The organism is Paenibacillus sp. V4I5, assembly GCF_030817255.1.
Taxonomy (GTDB): Bacteria; Bacillota; Bacilli; order Paenibacillales; family NBRC-103111; genus Paenibacillus_E.
Window position 1 is genome coordinate 6,448,814 of record NZ_JAUSZB010000002.1, and the last position, 17,727, is coordinate 6,466,540.

The 17,727-nt window shown below is 45.4% G+C and carries 14 protein-coding genes; 12 read left to right on the forward strand and 2 right to left on the reverse strand.

The window, feature by feature from the left end; all coding sequences use genetic code 11:
* Positions 1-6 precede the first annotated feature (6 nt).
* Positions 7-1,176, forward strand: coding sequence for a lysophospholipid transporter LplT (gene lplT / locus QFZ78_RS31605; RefSeq protein WP_307553299.1), 1,170 nt, complete (start codon positions 7-9; stop codon positions 1,174-1,176).
* A gap of 85 nt (positions 1,177-1,261) precedes the next feature.
* On the opposite strand, the gene QFZ78_RS31610 is transcribed toward lplT, so the two are convergent.
* Positions 1,262-1,522, reverse strand: a complete 261-nt coding sequence (locus QFZ78_RS31610; protein ID WP_307553300.1) for a diacylglycerol/lipid kinase family protein — start codon at positions 1,520-1,522, stop codon at positions 1,262-1,264.
* 263 nt (positions 1,523-1,785) lie between these two features.
* On the opposite strand from QFZ78_RS31610, the gene QFZ78_RS31615 reads away from it, so the two are divergent.
* A complete protein-coding gene (locus QFZ78_RS31615) occupies positions 1,786-3,558 on the forward strand; it encodes a methyl-accepting chemotaxis protein (RefSeq protein ID WP_307553301.1) in 1,773 nt (590 codons plus the stop codon).
* A gap of 647 nt (positions 3,559-4,205) precedes the next feature.
* Here the strand turns inward: QFZ78_RS31615 and QFZ78_RS31620 are convergent.
* Positions 4,206-4,904, reverse strand: a complete 699-nt coding sequence (locus QFZ78_RS31620; protein WP_307553302.1) for a DUF559 domain-containing protein — start codon at positions 4,902-4,904, stop codon at positions 4,206-4,208.
* A gap of 1,010 nt (positions 4,905-5,914) precedes the next feature.
* On the opposite strand from QFZ78_RS31620, the gene QFZ78_RS31625 reads away from it, so the two are divergent.
* From QFZ78_RS31625 to QFZ78_RS31670, 10 genes are all read left to right on the forward strand, one after another.
* A complete protein-coding gene (locus QFZ78_RS31625) occupies positions 5,915-6,316 on the forward strand; it encodes a DMT family transporter (RefSeq protein ID WP_307553303.1) in 402 nt (133 codons plus the stop codon).
* 24 nt (positions 6,317-6,340) lie between these two features.
* Positions 6,341-6,784 (forward strand): OsmC family protein, encoded by a 444-nt coding sequence (locus QFZ78_RS31630; protein WP_307553304.1) that lies wholly within the window; start codon positions 6,341-6,343, stop codon positions 6,782-6,784.
* A 138-nt stretch (positions 6,785-6,922) separates the two neighbouring features.
* Positions 6,923-8,737 carry a sensor histidine kinase gene (locus QFZ78_RS31635; RefSeq protein ID WP_307553305.1) on the forward strand — a complete coding sequence of 605 codons (1,815 nt, stop codon included), beginning with the start codon at positions 6,923-6,925 and terminating at the stop codon, positions 8,735-8,737.
* A complete protein-coding gene (locus QFZ78_RS31640; RefSeq protein WP_307553306.1) occupies positions 8,734-10,332 on the forward strand; it encodes a response regulator in 1,599 nt (532 codons plus the stop codon). The genes QFZ78_RS31635 and QFZ78_RS31640 overlap by 4 nt, the downstream gene beginning before the upstream one ends.
* A gap of 94 nt (positions 10,333-10,426) precedes the next feature.
* A complete protein-coding gene (locus tag QFZ78_RS31645) occupies positions 10,427-11,782 on the forward strand; it encodes an extracellular solute-binding protein (protein WP_307553307.1) in 1,356 nt (451 codons plus the stop codon).
* Between the two features lie 11 nt (positions 11,783-11,793).
* Positions 11,794-12,678 carry a carbohydrate ABC transporter permease gene (locus QFZ78_RS31650; protein WP_307553308.1) on the forward strand — a complete coding sequence of 295 codons (885 nt, stop codon included), beginning with the start codon at positions 11,794-11,796 and terminating at the stop codon, positions 12,676-12,678.
* Positions 12,675-13,490 (forward strand): carbohydrate ABC transporter permease, encoded by an 816-nt coding sequence (locus QFZ78_RS31655; protein WP_307553309.1) that lies wholly within the window; start codon positions 12,675-12,677, stop codon positions 13,488-13,490. The genes QFZ78_RS31650 and QFZ78_RS31655 overlap by 4 nt, the downstream gene beginning before the upstream one ends.
* A gap of 23 nt (positions 13,491-13,513) precedes the next feature.
* A complete protein-coding gene (nagZ, locus tag QFZ78_RS31660; RefSeq protein WP_307553310.1) occupies positions 13,514-15,106 on the forward strand; it encodes a beta-N-acetylhexosaminidase in 1,593 nt (530 codons plus the stop codon).
* Between the two features lie 40 nt (positions 15,107-15,146).
* Positions 15,147-16,250 (forward strand): ROK family protein, encoded by a 1,104-nt coding sequence (locus tag QFZ78_RS31665; RefSeq protein WP_307553311.1) that lies wholly within the window; start codon positions 15,147-15,149, stop codon positions 16,248-16,250.
* A gap of 163 nt (positions 16,251-16,413) precedes the next feature.
* Complete coding sequence (locus QFZ78_RS31670; RefSeq protein WP_307553312.1) at positions 16,414-17,670, forward strand: MFS transporter; 1,257 nt, start codon at positions 16,414-16,416, stop codon at positions 17,668-17,670.
* Positions 17,671-17,727: the final 57 nt, after the last annotated feature.

A 17,727-nucleotide genomic window follows, 5' to 3' on the forward strand; every position in this document is an offset into this window, starting at 1 on the left:
AAAGTTATGAAAATGAATCCACTTCAGACGCTGTATCTAACGCAATTTCTTTCCGCTTTTGCCGATAATATGATTCTCTTCATTACTCTGGCGATCATTAAACAACAGGCATTCCCTGATTATTATATTGGCGTTGTGCAAGCCTGCTTTCTTATTGCCTTCGTCATTTTGGCACCGTTCGTTGGGGCTTTTGCAGATAAAAATGCGAAATCCCAAGTCCTTCTCGTCGGAAACGCCATCAAAGCCATTGGAATTATAGCCCTATTCCTGAATCTCGATCCTGCTGTCAGTTATGGCATTGTCGGGATAGGAGCCGCGGTTTATTCACCGGCCAAATATGGCATCCTGCCTTCCCTTACGCATTCGGAAAGCGAGCTGCTGAAAGCCAATGCACGTATTGAGGGCTATACGATTATGGCTATTCTCACTGGCTCCGTGTGTGGCGGAGTTTTGGCGAAAATCTCGCTTACAGGGTCTATTGCTGCTTGCTTCGCGCTATACTTGATTTCATTACTTTTAACGCTGCAAATTCCTAGAATTTCAGGCAATTCGAGCCTACGCTACGTCAAAGAGGCCGGGTCATTCCTAACGGATATGAAGCTCTTGTTAAAAGATCGCACGACCCGCTTTTCACTGGTAGGTACGGGCTCATTCTGGATGACTTCTTCCGTCGTCCGTCTTGCGATTATTGCATGGGTGCCGGCACATCTAGGTATACAGTCTGTCGATCAGATTTCGATGCTTGTTGCCGTCACGGGCATAGGTATTATGGTTGGCGCTCTCATGACGCCCAAATTGATTCCAGCACATAAATATTATAATTCCTATCTATTTGGGATTGTAATGATTATCAGTATATTGCTGTTCCCGCTTATTACTAACTTATATGTCACCATAGGTCTTCTGCTTCTTGTAGGCTTCAGCGGCGGCGTATTTATCGTACCGATGAATACCGTGCTTCAAGATAAAGGACAGGGAATGGTGGGGGCTGGCAAAACAATTGCTGTTCAAAATTTCCTCGAAAATTCCATGATGCTCGCAGGTGTAGGCATATATACACAAATATCCAAGGATGGAGTATCGCCTGATTTCTCGATCACGGGAATTGCTGTTATACTCGCTGGCTTCGTAGGATACCTGTTTATACAGCGTCAACGCTTGAAAATCGTCGTGTAAGTTAACCTTCATTCAGAGATGACCCGATAACAGTTAATGCAGAGGGTACAATCTCGATTTGGAGCGGTGTTGACCCGGCGAATTCTCAGTCCGCTTGGACGAGTAAAGGATTTTGTGTACGAAGTGAAATCGACGTTCCTTTATAGAAAGAAACAGCAGGATGCTGGATATGCTTACCTTGATAAACTGTGAAAAGAATCGGCAGCAATCGGTATCGCCCTCTGCTTTGAATCACGACAATATCGGCTACGCCGTCGTGAGGAGAGGCAGCAGGGCATATTTGTATGGAGCCACCGTAAAAGGGGATATTAGCGACTGCAGCCAGCCGCATATCAGGGCAATTCATGAACCGTGCCGTCAACTTCTCATTTCATTTAACTCCGATCTATCACGAAAATGGAATAAATTATATGCGTAATTTCTTGATTTATGTATCTTTTTTGCCTTATTTTGTCTTTACATCGTGAACGCTGTTTTGTAGAATAAACCGTAGGTTAATTGAAAAAATTATGTAAGGTTTATCACACGTGCAAATGAAATGGTTTAGTAGTTTACAGGACAAGTAAGTAAGACTACAAGATCTATCACTCGGGAGGAGAACGGGAAACTTTGAAATTCAAAAAGAAATTGAATGTGAGTAACTTTAAGAACGTAAGAAACGTGAAAGCCAACCTGTCCATCCTTCGAAACCTTAAACTACGCTTTAAACTACTATTAATGAACGCAATCGCTATTTTGTTCCTACTAATTGTAGGTATTACGGGTTATTATTTTATGGATAAGATGTCTAGTAATTCTACTAGAATGTACGAGGAAAGTCTGCTATCTGTCAAATGGATTAATCAATTGAAATCAAATTTTAATGAAACCGAAGCCAATCTGCTGGAGATGATGCTTTCGACCGATGTGAAATACAAGGTTAAATTAAAAGTTAAATTAGATGAAAACAGTGCAAAGAATAAAGAACTGGTTACTAAATTAGCGGGAATTGCCTTAAATCAAGAGGAAACTGACGCTTTTAAAAGCTTTGAGGAACTGAATCTAAAGTACCGTGAGGTTGTAGTCAGAACCATTGATCATGCTACCCAAAATAATCAAGTAGCCTACCAAGTATATAACAATGAGGTTTCACCTCAAGGTGATAAAACGATAGAAGCGTTGGACAAATTGGTTGTACTCAAAGAGTTTGCTGCTGAACAATTCCAGCGTTCAAGCAGCGCAGACTCAAAGAAGTCACACTGGGTCATTATCCTTACCATTGTTATCGCAATCATCATAATGACGGTAAATGCACTAGCTTTAAATATGATTATTACGACGCCAATTCGCAGATTGCAGGAGCATATGGAGAAAGCGGCAAGCGGTGATCTCTCTGTTAAAGGTGACTACCCTTATGAGGATGAGGTCGGTAAATTGACAGGCTCCTTTAATGTCATGACCGAAAGCTTGCGAAGCTTAGTCAAACAGATTGCAGACAATGCGTTGACACTCTCGGCGAGTTCGGAAGAACTTCTGGCGAGTTCGGAGCAAAGCTCCATGGCTGCGAGGCAGGTAGCGACATCCAGCCAGAAGCTATCCGAAGATTTCGATAAGCAGTTTGCTGGCGTGAATCAAGCAAACGAGGCTGTTCAGCAAATGCTGACAAGTACGAAGCTCATTGATGAGTCAGCCCAAGAGGTTGCTGAGCTCGCAGAACAAGCAACTCAAGCCGCACAAAACGGCAAACAATCCGTTGTCTCGATTGCCGGTCAAATGACGGAAATCTCCGATGCTGTTCGTGAAGTCAACGATGTGATAGAAGCATTAGGTAAGAATGCTCACAAAATCGGTGAGATTGTCAATGTGATCAACGAAATTTCCACTCAAACGAATCTTCTCTCTTTGAATGCTGCTATTGAAGCAGCTCGTGCTGGAGAAGCGGGTCGCGGGTTCGCGGTTGTAGCAGGAGAAGTGCGTAAGCTTGCTGAGCAATCATCTTCGTCTGCACGCAACATTACGGAGCTTGTTTCCACGATTCAAAGACAGATCAATCACGCTGTAAGCTCCATGCATGCAGGAGCAGGCAAAATGGAAGTTGGATTATCGATTTCGGGGAAGGCACAAGAATCCTTCGTACATATCGAATCATCCGTTGAGAAAGTGAATGCGAAAGTGGAAAGTGTGAACACGAATATTCACCAGCTTGTTGATGCTAATTTACGCATAGAACATGTGATGGGAATCGTGAGTGCTGTTTCGGAAACAGGGATTTCCGTCAGTCAAGAGACATCGGCTGCCAGTCAGCAGCAAATGGCCACGACCGAGGAAATTGAGAATTCGGCCAAAGCCTTGGCAGGACTTGCCGAGGAATTACAAATTTCTTTGCAGAAATTTACGGTGTAGTAAGATGACCGCGGGCGGTTTGCCTGCGGTTTTTTTGTTTGGGCTGCCGCGGAAACGGATGTATTCATCGCTAAGGGGCGGCAGAAAAGGCTGTCTCGGAGGCCCGAATGGAGCGAAAGTCGCGTGAGAAGTCTGTAAAAGACTTCTCAGCTGCTGAGAGCAGGCAAAATAGCGGGTTTGCAGCCTGAGAAGGCCGATAAGGCTGTCTCGGAGGCCCGAATGGAGCGAAAGTGCCGCGAGACGTCTGAAAAGGACCTCTCAACTGCTGAGAGCAGGCGAGTTAGCGGGTTTTCGTCCTGAGAAGGCAGAAAAGGCTGTCTCGGAGGCCCGAATGGGGTGAAAGATGTGCGAGATGTCTGAAAAGGACCTCTCAACTGCTGTGAGCAGGCGAGTTAGCGGGTTTTGGTCCTGAGACGGCAGAAATGGCTGTCTCGGAGGCCCGAATGGGGTGAAAGAGGTGCGAGATGTCTGAAAAGGACCTCTCAGCTGCTGAGAGCAGGCAAGTTAGCGGGTTTGCAGCCTGAGAATGCAGAAACGGCTGTCTCGAAGGCTCGTACGGAGTGAAAGAGGCGCGAGACGTCTGAAAAGGACCTCTCAGCTGTTGGAAGCAGGCGAAATACGGGTTTTGCAGCAGCCACGTTTAAGAGTTAATATTTAACTTGGTTATTAGCTTCCCAAATCGCCTGTGTATTCTTGTGAATATTGTAACCTCTAACGCATTTTATGCCCTCACCAGCCGGCTTAAGGAGTGATCTTTCAGACATCGATTTCAGAATTCGGCAGGCTTTTCTTGAACTAAAATGAAGCAACTGGCTTACATCACTTGGCTTAAGAGCTCTTCCAATCGTCAAGGCCATACGAATTATTTCTTTCTCTATGAAATCGATTTTAAATTCTGATAAAGACGTCCCGCCAAGGTAACGCCCCATAAACTGCTGCAGGGTTTGTTCACACATGCGAGGGCGATCTTTGACATCATCATATGAGAAGCGTAAAATTTTCCATCCATCGATAATGAGGTGATTTTGGCGATTGCATTGGTCGGCAAATTGGTTGCGGCTTATTTGGGAAGAGTGCGCACCGTAACCATCAATTTCGATAGCTAGCTTAAGGGAGTGACGTAGAAAGGCGAAGTCTAGGAATCGGGTACCGTCCCGAAAGTCTTTCACTTCATACTCGGGGTGCAGGTCGTTAAAGTTACCGAATGCTGGCCACCAAACCTGATGAAGAAATGCTTTTTCAGCATGGCCATGGCCTTCTTTGAGCCTTCGCAACCGTTCCCCCTTTCTGATAGCTAGATGCTGAGATAGGTAATTTTCATGTGCAGTGTACATAAGATCGTTCATTTACATGACCTCCCAAAGAAATAAATAAGCCGCTTCTCGAGATCAGCAAAGTGCTGAACTAGAAAAGCGGCGTGTGCTTCACAGCCGTATTTTAGTGTTTATATCTAAGAGTATGTGTCTTGTATAGCAATTTGTTCTATGTGCTCAATATCTACTGTCTTTAACAGATAATATCATAAGAACCTTTAAAGAGATAGTAGCGACCCTAACTTTGAAATTACGTGTCCGATGGCTGGTAACTCTGCTTTGAATGGTGAGGTTTGAAATTTACGTTATCCGATGGCTGGTAAATCTGCTTTTGAATGGCGAGGTTTGGAATTTACATTGACCGATGGCAAGTAACTCTACTTTTAATTGTTGAGGTCTGGCTTTTACGTTTTGAATGGTGAGTTTAGGTTAGCATGTTTTAAGTGGTGATATTAGGCTTATACAAATTGAATGGGCTAAGCAAGGGCATAGGGTATAGATAGCGTGTACGTATGCTAAAAGAAGAGTATATTTATATATTGACATTCAATGAAATTTCGTATATAATTTATGAATTGATTGAAATGAACCATATAAACACTTAAAACCAAACCTCATTTACCCCACACGAACGATTAGCGAGAAGAAAGTAACCCCCTCTCCTTGTTTGTTTTTCTCCCAATGTGCAGTAAAAACCAGCTCATTTATGGTAAACCCGAGGCTACGTCAAGTGTTTCGGCAGCAGGTGTTTGTTAAGCAATTCGTACTGGCGCGGTCATTGGAGCCGCAAGGATGGAAGAGAGGTAGGGCTTTCATTGTTTTGATTCCAACACATTAATTATGCATTTTCATAGATATCAATGATAGCAAGTATAAGGCTGTTTTTATCTATTTTAGGGATAAGGATGGCCTTTTTCTATTGCAAAAAAACAAAATCGTTCTCGTCCTGATACCAGGAGTGAGAACGATTTTTGCTTACTGGTGAAACAAAGCGTATTCCTTTACAATTATAATTAACAGTGTATATGTAAAGGATGGTTGCTATGATTTGGAATATGAATTGGACATTTTTACTGCTGGCAATCATATTTGAAGTAGTGGGAACGACGGCTATGAAGATGTCGTCAGGCTTTACAAGGATAGGTCCGGCTATTGTTATGGGCATCTGCTATATTCTATGCTTCACCTTACTGACGCTGGCTTTAAAGCAGCTCGATGTCAGTTTGGCCTACGCCATATGGTCTGGAGTAGGGACAGCACTCATCACGATCATCGGCATATGGTGGTTCAATGAATCGGTTTCCACACTGAAGGTGCTTTCCATTGTTCTCATCATCTTAGGGGTTATTGGTCTACATATAAGCAGCAGTGGGGACGAAGGTCAATCGAAGGCCTCGCAAGCGCAAAATTCTTCAACGGCAATAAACTTAGACACGAAGGAATAGATGAAAGTGAGGCGCTAAAAACCTATGAGCGAGCATCGTTTTGAACTTAAGGCTGAGTGGTCCGGAGGCTTGGACGGCACAGGTCACATTCGAGCAGGTAACCTAGTCTCGGCGATTTCAGTGCCAAGCCAATTAGATGGTCCTGGCATCGGGACGAATCCGGAGGAGATGCTGCTTGGCGCGGCAGCGACCTGCTTTTTAATCACACTAAGCATGCTGCTGAAGCGTCAAGGTATTGCATCGATCGAGCTGAACTCAGAGATATTCGTCCATAGCAGTCCGGCGATGAAGGTGGATAAAATCATTCACCGGCCGCGAATCAGTATCCCAGCTCATACTTCACAAGAGCTTACGGATAAAATAAGCAAAGCGGCCTATCGTGCTGAGCAGACTTGTATGATCAGTAAAGCATTAAAAGGGAATGTTGAGGTCATTGTGGAACCTGAAATTCTTCTATTGAAGGAGTAGAGGATTTTATCCCTATAACAGCCAAACCTATCCCTAGGAGCATAAAATGCGGGTCATTTATAATTAATAGTAAGCAGTGTAAAGGCGCCAACATTAGGATGGTGCCTGATTCAGTTTGGAAGGAGTCTGCCATCGTCGATGAATTTGAACAAAAAAGTGTTTATCGGTTTTTTAATGTTCATTATTATTCCTTTGTTCGTACTAGGCTCCGCCGTTTATACGGTATCTCAACAGCTAATTGAGAAGAAGTACGGGGATTTGACCGAGGTCACTTTGCAGGCGATTTCTCGTAACATTTATTACATGTTTAAGGAAGCCAATTACTTTTCGGACTTTTGGATGGTAAAAGAGAGTATTCAGGGTATTTATCGAACGATCGATGAGGTGAAGCCGAATGAAAATACGCTCTCGTCTTATGACTTGAATACCTTTGATACCTTGCTGCGCGGCTCCATATTAACCTATTCACCAGTGCAATCCGTCGCGATTTATAATAATGCCGGCAAATCGTTTAGTGCGGGGCGCGGGGGTGGAAGCACTTTGCCGTGGAAAGCGCTGACGCAAAGTATCGCATTTCAGCACATACAGGAATTGAACGGAAGTCCACTCTGGATTGGACCTTCCGAATATAAGGAGTTCGGGACGGGCCGCGGGGAATTTTATCAAGCGAGATTGGTCAAAGATTTCTGGACGATGGACAACCTGGGGTTCATGCTGTTGAAGTTCAAATTCAATGAGCTTGATCAAATTTTCAAATCATTCCATACGAATGAGGAAAGCTCGAAGCGTTATTTACTCGTTAATAAAAGCGGACTTATTTTTTATGATAATAAGCAAAATTTAGAAGGTGCCAATGTACTGCAGCTGCTGCCAGGCAAATTGGATCTGCAGCTAAACAATAACAGTTTCCAGGCGGATTTTCAGAATGAAAAAAGCTTAATTTCACTCTATCATTTGAATATTAATCAGATGGGTGTTCAAGATTGGAGCGTCGTGTCGATCACCTCATGGAAGTATGTAGCCGGGGAAATTGAGACGATTATGAAGCTGGTCGCAGGGATTACGTTCGTCTGTTTATTTTTTGCACTTGTATACAATCTGGTTTTTGTAAGGCGAATCGTTCAGTTGATTCTGCGTATGCTTTCTTCAATGAAAAAGGTTGAACGCGGCGATCTGACGACCCGTATGGAGGAAAGCGGTAAGGATGAAACGTCCGCTCTCGCTAGAGGGTTTAACAGCTTGGTTGTGCGTGTGGAGGATCTTCTGGAAGAAGTCAAACGTCAGCAGGACCGTAAAAATAAGGCCGAGCTTATGCTGCTGCAAGCCCAGATCAAGCCGCATTTTCTTTTTAATACACTCGAATCCATCAATGTGCTAGCAATCCAAAACCAAGGGAAGAAAGTCAGCCAAATGGTGTATCGATTGGGGAATCTGTTACGGATTGGGATGGAAAACAGAGAAGAGATTTCACTAAAGCAAGAGCTTGAGCATCTGAAAAGCTACCTCGAAATTCAGGAATTCCGATTTGAAGATCAATTTCAATATGACATTCAAGCTCCGCCTGAGCTTTTGGATTATTACATTCTCAAGCTTACTCTCCAACCATTGGTAGAGAATAGTTTGCAGCATGGTTTTGAACCCATAGATTATATGGGCATGATCGCCATTAAGGTTGTGGATGAAGGAGAACGAATTGCTCTTTATGTGACGGATAACGGCATCGGTATAAGTGCGGAGAAATTAGCTAAATTCCATTACAAAACAGAGCTAGAGACGCCGTTTCACGAAATATTAAGCGCGAATGAAGAACGAAGAGGACTTGGTGTCAGCAATGTAGCTGACCGTATACGGATCCAATATGGCGCACATTATGGCATGTTCATCTGCAGTCAAGAAGGTCACGGCACGACAATGAAGATCGTGATCCCAAAAAATAAGGGGGAAGGCTTATGAGACTAAAAGCGATCTTGGCAGATGATGAGCCTAACATTTTGCGTAATTTGCAGGCGGTTATACCTTGGAATGAACTGGGGATTGATATTGTTGGAACGGCCAAGAACGGGGTTGAGGCACTGGAACTTAGCTGTCAGCATGTGCCGGATTTGGTCATGAGTGATATTCGTATGCCGCTAATGGATGGAATTACGTTCGTTCAGAAGCTGCGAGATATCAATGTGGATTGTACGGTGCTTATGGTGACGGGTTATCAAGATTTCGAATATGTACGTTCGTTAATGCGAGTTGGCGTGAGCGATTATATATTGAAGCCTATTAACTATGAAGAGTTAGAGAATTCGATAAGCAAATTGGCGAATGAAATCAGAGTTAAGAAGCTAAGTGAGCAAGAGGAGCAGCAAAAGTGGGGCAAAATGAAAAATTTGGCCTATGAGAAGATCCTTCAGGATGTTTTGATGAATTATACGGAAATTACGCCAAATACGCTGCTTCCAATTGATGATAGGGACTTTGAAACGTTGACCTATTTATTTGCGATGATCGACGTGGATGATTACTCGCAGAAATCACTGCCTTGGACGGAGCAGGAGCGGAAGCTATGGAATTTCGCAGTACGAAATGTATTGCAAGATTCGTTAACGGACGAGAAATTGAAGTTCACAGTACTCCAGATCCGCGAAGGCGAGTGGTGTGTAATCATACAATGGGATGAAACTGACGAAAGCACCGCATTGGTGAAGTTAAATGAAATAGCTGCTCAACTGCAGCATAACGTTTCACAATCCGTTAAATTAGGCATTAGCGTCGGCATCTTCCCGTCAGCGGTGGGACTACGTCAACTCTCTGAGGCGTATCGAAAGCTTCAGCGATTCATGCAGCTTAATCTGGGGAAGCAGGAATCCGTGCTGTTGTATAAAGAGTCCAAAGAGCCAGCTGATGCGAACAGCTCCATATGGTATTTGGTGGAGGAAATTGTAACAAGCCTTAAACAGCTGAACCGTCTCAAAACAGAGGATGCTTTAAAGCGCTTGAAATTGATGCTTGAAGGTTTGTCTGACAGCTCTTTTGCCAGAGCCTATCAGATGCTGCATTTCCTCATTCTTCATCTGCTCCGCGAACTGCGAGAAATGAATTCCCTTGATTTTCAGGAGGAAGAACAGATCTGGTGTCAACTAGATAAAAGCGAGAGCATTCAACATTTGCTTCAGGTTATGGTACAGCTTGTAGCACTTGGGCTGGAGGGGACGAATAAGAAGAAAAACAGCGAGCTGCTCATGACAGCGGCGAAGGAATACATAAGAACACACTACTCGAATGATTTCGGGATCGAGGATATAGCGAGCTCCCTAGGGATTAGCTCCAGCTATTTTAGTTTATTATTTAAGCAGCATTTTGGAGAAACCTTCGTTGAATATGTCACGAAACATCGGATGGAATTGGCGAAGTCGATGCTGCTGCACAGTGATAAAAGTATTACCGACATCGGGAAATCAGTGGGATACATCGAACGGCGATATTTTACCAAAGTATTTCAAAAATTTACTGGCGAGATTCCCTCGGAGTTTCGCGAAAAGCGCAAAGAAGCGAAGTAGAGAATTTTGCCCCTGTATTAGGAATTTGTGGGTCTTTAGGACAAACAACCGTTAATTTATACTTAGATGGTAAGCAAAAAGGAGATCAATAAAGATGAGAAAAGGAACGTTGATTTCGGCAGCAGTGGTAGTGGCTATGACGTTCATCGTGTCTGCTTGCAACGGCTTAACTTCGAGTAAGGAACAAAACCTTCATACAGGCGAGACTCCCAACCCCGCGGGGATAAAAGGAGAGCCGATCCTACTGACACTTCGTCATACGCAGGTGAAAGATACACAGAAGAAGCGCTTCGCGATGCTGCAGGATGTAGTGAAAGCAACGGAGTCGAAGATGCCTGGCTTATCCATTACGTTAGATGGGGTGGAGGATAAGGTCAATCGCTTCGAGAAGCTGAGAGCAGAGATGGCAGCTGGGAATCCACCAGAAATATTCGACTTGTTTGGCGGAACGGATACGAAGGATTACGTCAAAGCGGGTAGGCTGCTTGATCTTACGCCGATTCTGAATGAGCTAGGATTAATCAATAAGTTTTATAGCTTCGAGGAGTTTACGGTTAACGGTAAAATTTATGGCATTCCGATGGCAGGGTATGTCGAGGGCTTGTACTACAACAAAAAGATTTTGGCGGATCATCACATAAAACCACCTCAAACGTGGGAAGAACTGCTCACGGCTGCCGCGATACTAAAGGCTCAGAAAATAACGCCATTTGCATTGACGGCTAAAGATTCCTGGGTCATTAACATGATGATCAATACGATGTGGGTGCGCACGGCCGGTCCAGATTCTGTTATGGGCTTTTTGGATGGAAGTAGACGATGGACGGATCCGGATGTTATGGATGCTTTTGATAAGTATTATACGTTGATTCAAAAGGGGTATCTCCAGGAGGGCAGCTTAGCACTTTCATATGCCGAGCAGCAAAATAAATTTAGCAGCGGTGAAGCAGCTTTCATGTTCGATGGCAGTTGGGCGAATACGCCACTGCTTGACCCTGAGAAGTCGTCCATTGTAAAGGATGTAGGCTTCATGAATTTCCCGGCTATGGGAGGCCCAGGTGATGGCTATATCAATGGCGGATGGTCTAATGCTTATGGCTTCTCTAAGAAAGCGACACCAGATCAGCTAGAGGCCATTATGGAGTTTATCAGGCAAATGTATAACGAATCCATGCAAAAAAGACAGCTCGTCGAAGAAGGTATGCCACCTGCCATGAAGCTGCAGGATACGAGCAATGTAAACCCGCTCATTACGGAAATTCTGAATGTATTTGAAACCAGTAAAGGTGCCTTCCCCGCATTCGATTCACGCATTCAAACGAAAGTTCGAGAAAAATTGGAACGCGGTATGCAAGAATTAATAGGCGGAAGAACAGATCCGGCCTCCTTAATGGCGGACATACAGAAGCAGCAAGAGGCTTCGAATAAGGAAGAAACCCATACCAACTAGTAGGATGAGACATGAATAAGATAGGAAGAAATCCATTTGCTTATGCGCTTTTTACGATACCGACACTGCTGCTATTCGTAATCTTTTTCTTATATCCCATGATCATGTCGCTGCGCTACGGTTTCACAGAGTGGAACGGAGTATCGCCGGCGAGATTTAATGGTTTGGATAATTTCGTTACTGCTGTCCAGGACAAATATTTCTGGATGGCTGTGCGGAATAACCTGTATTTCATTGGTTTTTCTGTTGGATTGCAAATCCCCTTTATACTCGGTTTAGCGCTTCTGGTAAGCAAAGTTAGACGATGGACTAGCTTCTACAAAACGATGATTTTCCTCCCGACAGTTCTTTCAACAGCTGTGGTTGGTGTATTGTGGGGGTTTATCTATCACCCGCAGGCAGGGTTGCTCAATCAAGCCTTAGAAGCTGTAGGGCTAATGACTTGGCAGCATGTTTGGTTAGCAGAGGAAGCGACAGCGATGCTCTCTGTGCTTGTTACCAACGCATGGCAGTGGATTGGATTCTATGTCGTGCTGGTTTTATCGGCGATCTATGCTATCCCCAAAAATATCTTGGAAGCGGCTGAGTTAGACGGGGCGACAAGCCTGCGAGAGGCTTGGTCGATTACGCTTCCGCTGCTGCGTCCCGTCATTATGGTCATGATTTTGCTATCGATTACCGGAGCTATGAAGGCCTTAGACATCGTCTTTGTGATGACTGGCGGTAATCCGTATGGAATTACAGAAGTGATGGCCACGTATTTGTATAAAAAAGCTTATCGCATTGGTGAATATGGGTATGCAAACGGAATTGCCGTACTTATTCTCCTGCTAACCGGCATGTTAACATCCTTGTTTGGCTGGTTCACAAGGAAGCAGGAGGAGGTGCGATTTTGAAGGAAATTCGCTATCGCCGTGTCTTCCTCCATGCTGTACTCATGTTGTACATAGGCATTATTTTGTTTCCTCTTCTTTGGGTATTGAACTCCTCATTTAAAACAAATAAAGAAATCATTGCCTCGCCGTGGTCCCTTCCAGAGCAACTCTCGTTTTCGAATTATTGGAATGCCTGGACTGGTGCGCATGTGGGTCACTATTTTACGAACAGTTTAGTGATTTCTGTGATATCCGCCGTGGCGACGCTGCTTCTTGGTACGGCAACGGCGTACGCCTTAACACGAATGGAATTTCCACGATTAAGCAAGTTCTTGAAGCGTATATTGATGCTTGCTTTGCTTGTGCCCGCAGGTTCCTTGCTTGTCCCGCTATATATGCTCCTTCGCAGCATGTACGTATATAACACACCGCTAGCCTTGATCCTGCCATATGTAACGATGGGTTTACCTTTGACTGTGTTTATTTGTAGTGCTTTTTTGAAATCCATACCGAGTGAGTTAGAAGAAGCGGGGATCATGGATGGACTATCCATCTACGGACTTTTGTGGCGAGTCATTTTACCTATTACGATACCTTCACTTGTCACGGTTTTTATGCTCAATTTCCTTAGCAATTGGAATGAGTTTATGATGGCCAATCTATTTCTAACGAAGGAAAAGTTTAGGACGCTTCCTGTGAGCATGGTAGCCTTTTACGACCAATTGAATATGAACTACGGTTCGCTCTGTGCAGCAATTATGTTTAGTGTTATTCCAGTTATGCTGATCTATTTTATTTTGCAGAAACGTATCATTGAAAGCATTAAATCTTAACTCACTCATTCAAGGAGCGTGTAATGATGTCATCTTCATCACGTAATAACCAACATCCTTTAACCTTGCGCCAAAAAGTAGGTCAAATGTTTATTTGCGGTTTTGAATCTTTGGAACCAAATGCGTCCATTACCCAATTAATTGAGGAATACGGACTTGGCGGTGTCATCTATTTTCGTCGAAATGTAAAGGATGCTCACCAATTGGCTCATTTGTCATCCGAATTGCAAACGATGAGTCTTCGCAGCGGCGGACAGCCGTTATTCATTGCCGTAGATCAAGAGGGTGGTATGGTTTCCCGTATTGAAAAAGGAGCAACTCTACTGCCAGGGAACATGGCTTTAGGGGCTGCTTTTGCTCCCGCAGGTGTTTATGCCAGCTCAAAAGTGATGGGTAAAGAATTACGCCAAATGGGTGTGAACATGAACTTCGCCCCTTGTTTAGATATCAATAATAATCGATTAAACCCTGTTATCGGCGTGCGCTCTTATGGTGAAACAGCTGCGCTAGTGGGTGATATGGGCACACATGCGGTGAAAGGCTTGCAGGATATGGGCGTTATAGCTACAGTCAAGCATTTCCCAGGGCACGGTGATACGTCAGAGGATTCTCATCATGACCTACCCGTTGTGCCCCATAGTATGGAGCGGTTGATGGAGCTAGAGCTAGCCCCTTTCATTAAAGCGATTGAAGGCGGAGTAGATGCGATTATGACGGCGCATGTCGTCTTCGCGGCACTAGAAGAGAATGGTGTTCCATCGACGTTGTCATATCGCATTTTAACGGAATTACTTCGTGAGAAACTTCAGTTCAAAGGGTTAATTGTAACAGACTGCCTGGAGATGAAGGCGATCTCAGAAGGGATTGGTGTGGCGGAAGGCGCTGTACGTGCCATTGAGGCTGGATCGGATCTTATTCTGGTTAGTCATTTACTGGATCGCCAAGTGTCTGCCATTGAAGCGGTTATAGCTGCGGTGGAAAGTGGACGTATTCCGGAGTCGCGAATTGATGAGTCTGTGCTGCGGATAATGACCTATAAATATAAGCGAGAAATTCGCTATGATACGCTAGCACCCATCCCGACCGAACCTATTTCTAAACCCGAGCATCAACTGCTCGCCAAAGAACTGAGCCGCAAAAGTATTACGCGGGTTAAGGATGAAGTAGGTAAAGTGCTGGATCTGAACGAGCCTACTTTAGTTATTTGGACAGAAGTACAAACGGGAACTGAAATTGATGAAGTTGTGGAGCGGAGCGGTACACTGGGCAGTGTCTTATCTGAGATAGCCGGAAAGCCTGTTCAGGAGGTTTATTTGGGGCTGTATCCTTCGGATACGGAGGTAGCATCGGTTCTAGAAGCTTGTGAGGGTAACAAGCAAATTGTCATTGTCACATACAATGCAACATTCTCAGCAGGACAAACCAGGTTGGTTAAAGAATTAGTTCAAATGGAAGAACCGTATGTTATCGTGGCTGCTGGGAGAAATCCTTATGATTTACTTGAATTTCCTGAGGTAAAGACTTATTATGCTTGTTATGAAAACCGTCCGCTTGCGATGGTTTCTCTCGCGAATGTGCTTCTTGGGAAAGAGAAAGGGTTGGAAGGCTGCCTGTGACATTGTCGGAGGAGTATCCGCTTGGTTGGAGGCTGGATTGATGGGGAAAGGGGAAAAAGAGATGACATTGGAGCAGGAAAATAAGCAAGATGTTTTTGTAAAGGGTAACGGCATCGAACAAGAAAAAGGTATGAAAAACATCGGAGAAGAACAAGATGTCTTCGTTCGGGAGTATTTTGTTGGGGTAGATCTGGGAGGCACGAAGATGCTGGCCGCCTTGGTCGCGTACGATGGCAGCATCATCGCGCGAGAAGAGATCCCCACCCTTGCGCAGCAGGGGGAGGTAGCTGTGCTCGATCGGCTGGGTAACCTGATCGAGGGGATTCTCGCGGCTGTGCCCGGCAGCCGCAGTGCTCTCCGCGGTATTGGCGTCGCCACCGCTGGCACGCTTGATACGGCGAACGGTGTCGTCACCTTCGCCACGAATCTCGGCTGGCGCGACGTTGCTGTCGCCGCCGTGTTGTCGGACCGCTTCGCTTGTGAGGTCCGGCTCGAGAACGACGCCACCGCCGCAGCGGTTGGCGAATGGCTGGCCGGCGCGGGCGAGGGCGCGCCGGACTGTATATTCGTGACGATCTCCACAGGGATCGGCGGGGGCATCATTTCCGGCGGCCGCTTGATCGCCGGAGTTAACCATAACGCAGGGGAGCTTGGTCACATTTCCATTGATGGAAATGGGCCACGCTGCCTCTGCGGGAATGTGGGGTGCCTGGAGCTCTACGCGTCAGGCACCGCCATTGGCCGCCGCGGCGCCGAGCACGTGCGCCGCGTTGCGGGAGGCGACGGCGACGCTGCCGGCGCCCTCACGAGGCTTGCGGGAGGCGACCCTGACCGCGTCGATGCGCGGTTGGTCGCGGCCGCAGCCGCGGAAGGGGATGCCGAGGCAAGCGGCATCCTGCGCGAAGCGGGACGAGCCCTCGGCATTGGGCTCGTGAGCATTCTCCACCTCCTCAATCCGCAGGTGGTCATTATTGGCGGCGGAGCTTCGCACATCGGCGAGCCGCTCCTAGGTCCGATGCGCGAAATCATCGAGGATCGCTGCCTGCCTTCGATTCTAAGCCCGGTTCGATTCGTAACATCCGCTCTTGGATCCTCCGCAGGAGCTGTAGGCGCAGCACTGCTCATGTCGAGGGATGGGCGCTGAGTCATTTCACTTTATGACCGGTCATATGACAAATTGCACTAGACGTTAAGCACCTTTTTCGTTACATTTGATGAGGCTTATGAAACTTTCTGAGTTCCGGTTACGTCGGAATGAAGTTGACGTTTTATAGACCAATCTATTGTCGAAGGGGTGTTTTTTTTCTATGTCTCAAGCAGTATCTAATTCTGCGCCAACGATGCGTTCTTTTTTTGCCAATCGTTTTGTGCAGTCCATTATGTTATCGGGTCTCTTCCTCCAAATCGGGATTTGGATTCGTAACTTCGCGATTCTTCTCTACGTAACCGACATGACGAATAACGATCCTTACTCGGTTTCCTTGATTTCCGTTGCCGAGTTTGCGCCGATATTTATTTTCTCTTTCATTGGCGGTGCCTTTGCAGATCGATGGAGACCTAAGCTCACGATGGTCTGGTGCGATATTCTCAGTGCTGCCTCGGTGTTTGTCATTATGATTACCCTGTATTATGGTTCATGGAAGGCGATCTTTTTTGCCACATTAGTGTCGTCCATCCTGTCCCAATTCTCTCAACCGTCCGGGATGAAGCTGTTCAAGGTTCATGTGCCGGAATCTCAAATGCAAATGGGGATGTCATTGTTTCAATCGATGATGGCAATCTTTATGATTTTGGGTCCAATTATGGGTACTTTCGTGTACTATACCTTTGGAATCGAAGTTGCTATAGCGATCATGGGAATTTGCTTTGTGCTTTCCGCTCTTGTCCTAACCTTTCTACCAGCTGACCGTAAAGCGGAAAAAGGATCGGAAGCTCCATCCACGCACATTTTTGCTGAGATGGGCGAAGGTTTCCGGTATGTGCTCAAGAATAAAATGCTTGTTACTTTGGGAGGCTGCTTTGCTGTTGCCGGTCTTGCGATTGGTCTAATCAGTCCACTTGGTATCTTTCTTGTTACGGAAAATCTGGGCTTGCCTAAAGAGAACTTGCAATGGTTTATGGCCACGAATGGTGTCGCGATGATTATCGGCGGGGGCTTGACGATGGGCTTTTCCAAAAAAATGTCGTCGCAAGCGCTGCTTATACTCGGGATGTCCGTAAGTGTCGTGGCGTTTGCGGTCATTGGTATGACACATCTGTTATGGGTAGCACTTGTTATGCAATTCCTGTCCGGTCTCGTCATGCCCGCTATCCAAATTGGTATCAATACGATGATTCTTGGCAACACGGAGGAATCATTCGTGGGTCGCGTGAATGGTATTCTGAATCCTTTGTTTATGGGAGCTATGGTCATCACGATGAGTTTGGCCGGAAGTATCAAAGCTTCCTTCTCGCTTGAAGCCATTTATCTAGTAAGTGCTGCTTTATTTTTAGTTGGGGTCTTCATTATGCTGCCTTCGTTGAAATATAAGCAACCTGTCGTGCCGCAGACGAGTAGTGAATGATGTACGAACCCTCCCGATTATCGAGAGGGTACATAAGACCAAGGTTTCTACAAACGT

What these genes read in the sequence shown, in the direction of transcription:
- QFZ78_RS31625 (WP_307553303.1), top strand. Translation starts at nt 5,915, where the DNA reads ATGATTTGGAATATGAATTGGACATTTTTACTGCTGGCAATCATATTT.
- QFZ78_RS31610 (WP_307553300.1), bottom strand. Translation starts at nt 1,522, where the DNA reads ATGAATTGCCCTGATATGCGGCTGGCTGCAGTCGCTAATATCCCCTTT.
- QFZ78_RS31670 (WP_307553312.1), top strand. Translation starts at nt 16,414, where the DNA reads ATGTCTCAAGCAGTATCTAATTCTGCGCCAACGATGCGTTCTTTTTTT.
- QFZ78_RS31620 (WP_307553302.1), bottom strand. Translation starts at nt 4,904, where the DNA reads ATGAACGATCTTATGTACACTGCACATGAAAATTACCTATCTCAGCAT.
- lplT (WP_307553299.1), top strand. Translation starts at nt 7, where the DNA reads ATGAAAATGAATCCACTTCAGACGCTGTATCTAACGCAATTTCTTTCC.
- QFZ78_RS31650 (WP_307553308.1), top strand. Translation starts at nt 11,794, where the DNA reads ATGAATAAGATAGGAAGAAATCCATTTGCTTATGCGCTTTTTACGATA.
- nagZ (WP_307553310.1), top strand. Translation starts at nt 13,514, where the DNA reads ATGATGTCATCTTCATCACGTAATAACCAACATCCTTTAACCTTGCGC.
- QFZ78_RS31645 (WP_307553307.1), top strand. Translation starts at nt 10,427, where the DNA reads ATGAGAAAAGGAACGTTGATTTCGGCAGCAGTGGTAGTGGCTATGACG.
- QFZ78_RS31665 (WP_307553311.1), top strand. Translation starts at nt 15,147, where the DNA reads ATGGGGAAAGGGGAAAAAGAGATGACATTGGAGCAGGAAAATAAGCAA.
- QFZ78_RS31630 (WP_307553304.1), top strand. Translation starts at nt 6,341, where the DNA reads ATGAGCGAGCATCGTTTTGAACTTAAGGCTGAGTGGTCCGGAGGCTTG.
- QFZ78_RS31640 (WP_307553306.1), top strand. Translation starts at nt 8,734, where the DNA reads ATGAGACTAAAAGCGATCTTGGCAGATGATGAGCCTAACATTTTGCGT.
- QFZ78_RS31635 (WP_307553305.1), top strand. Translation starts at nt 6,923, where the DNA reads ATGAATTTGAACAAAAAAGTGTTTATCGGTTTTTTAATGTTCATTATT.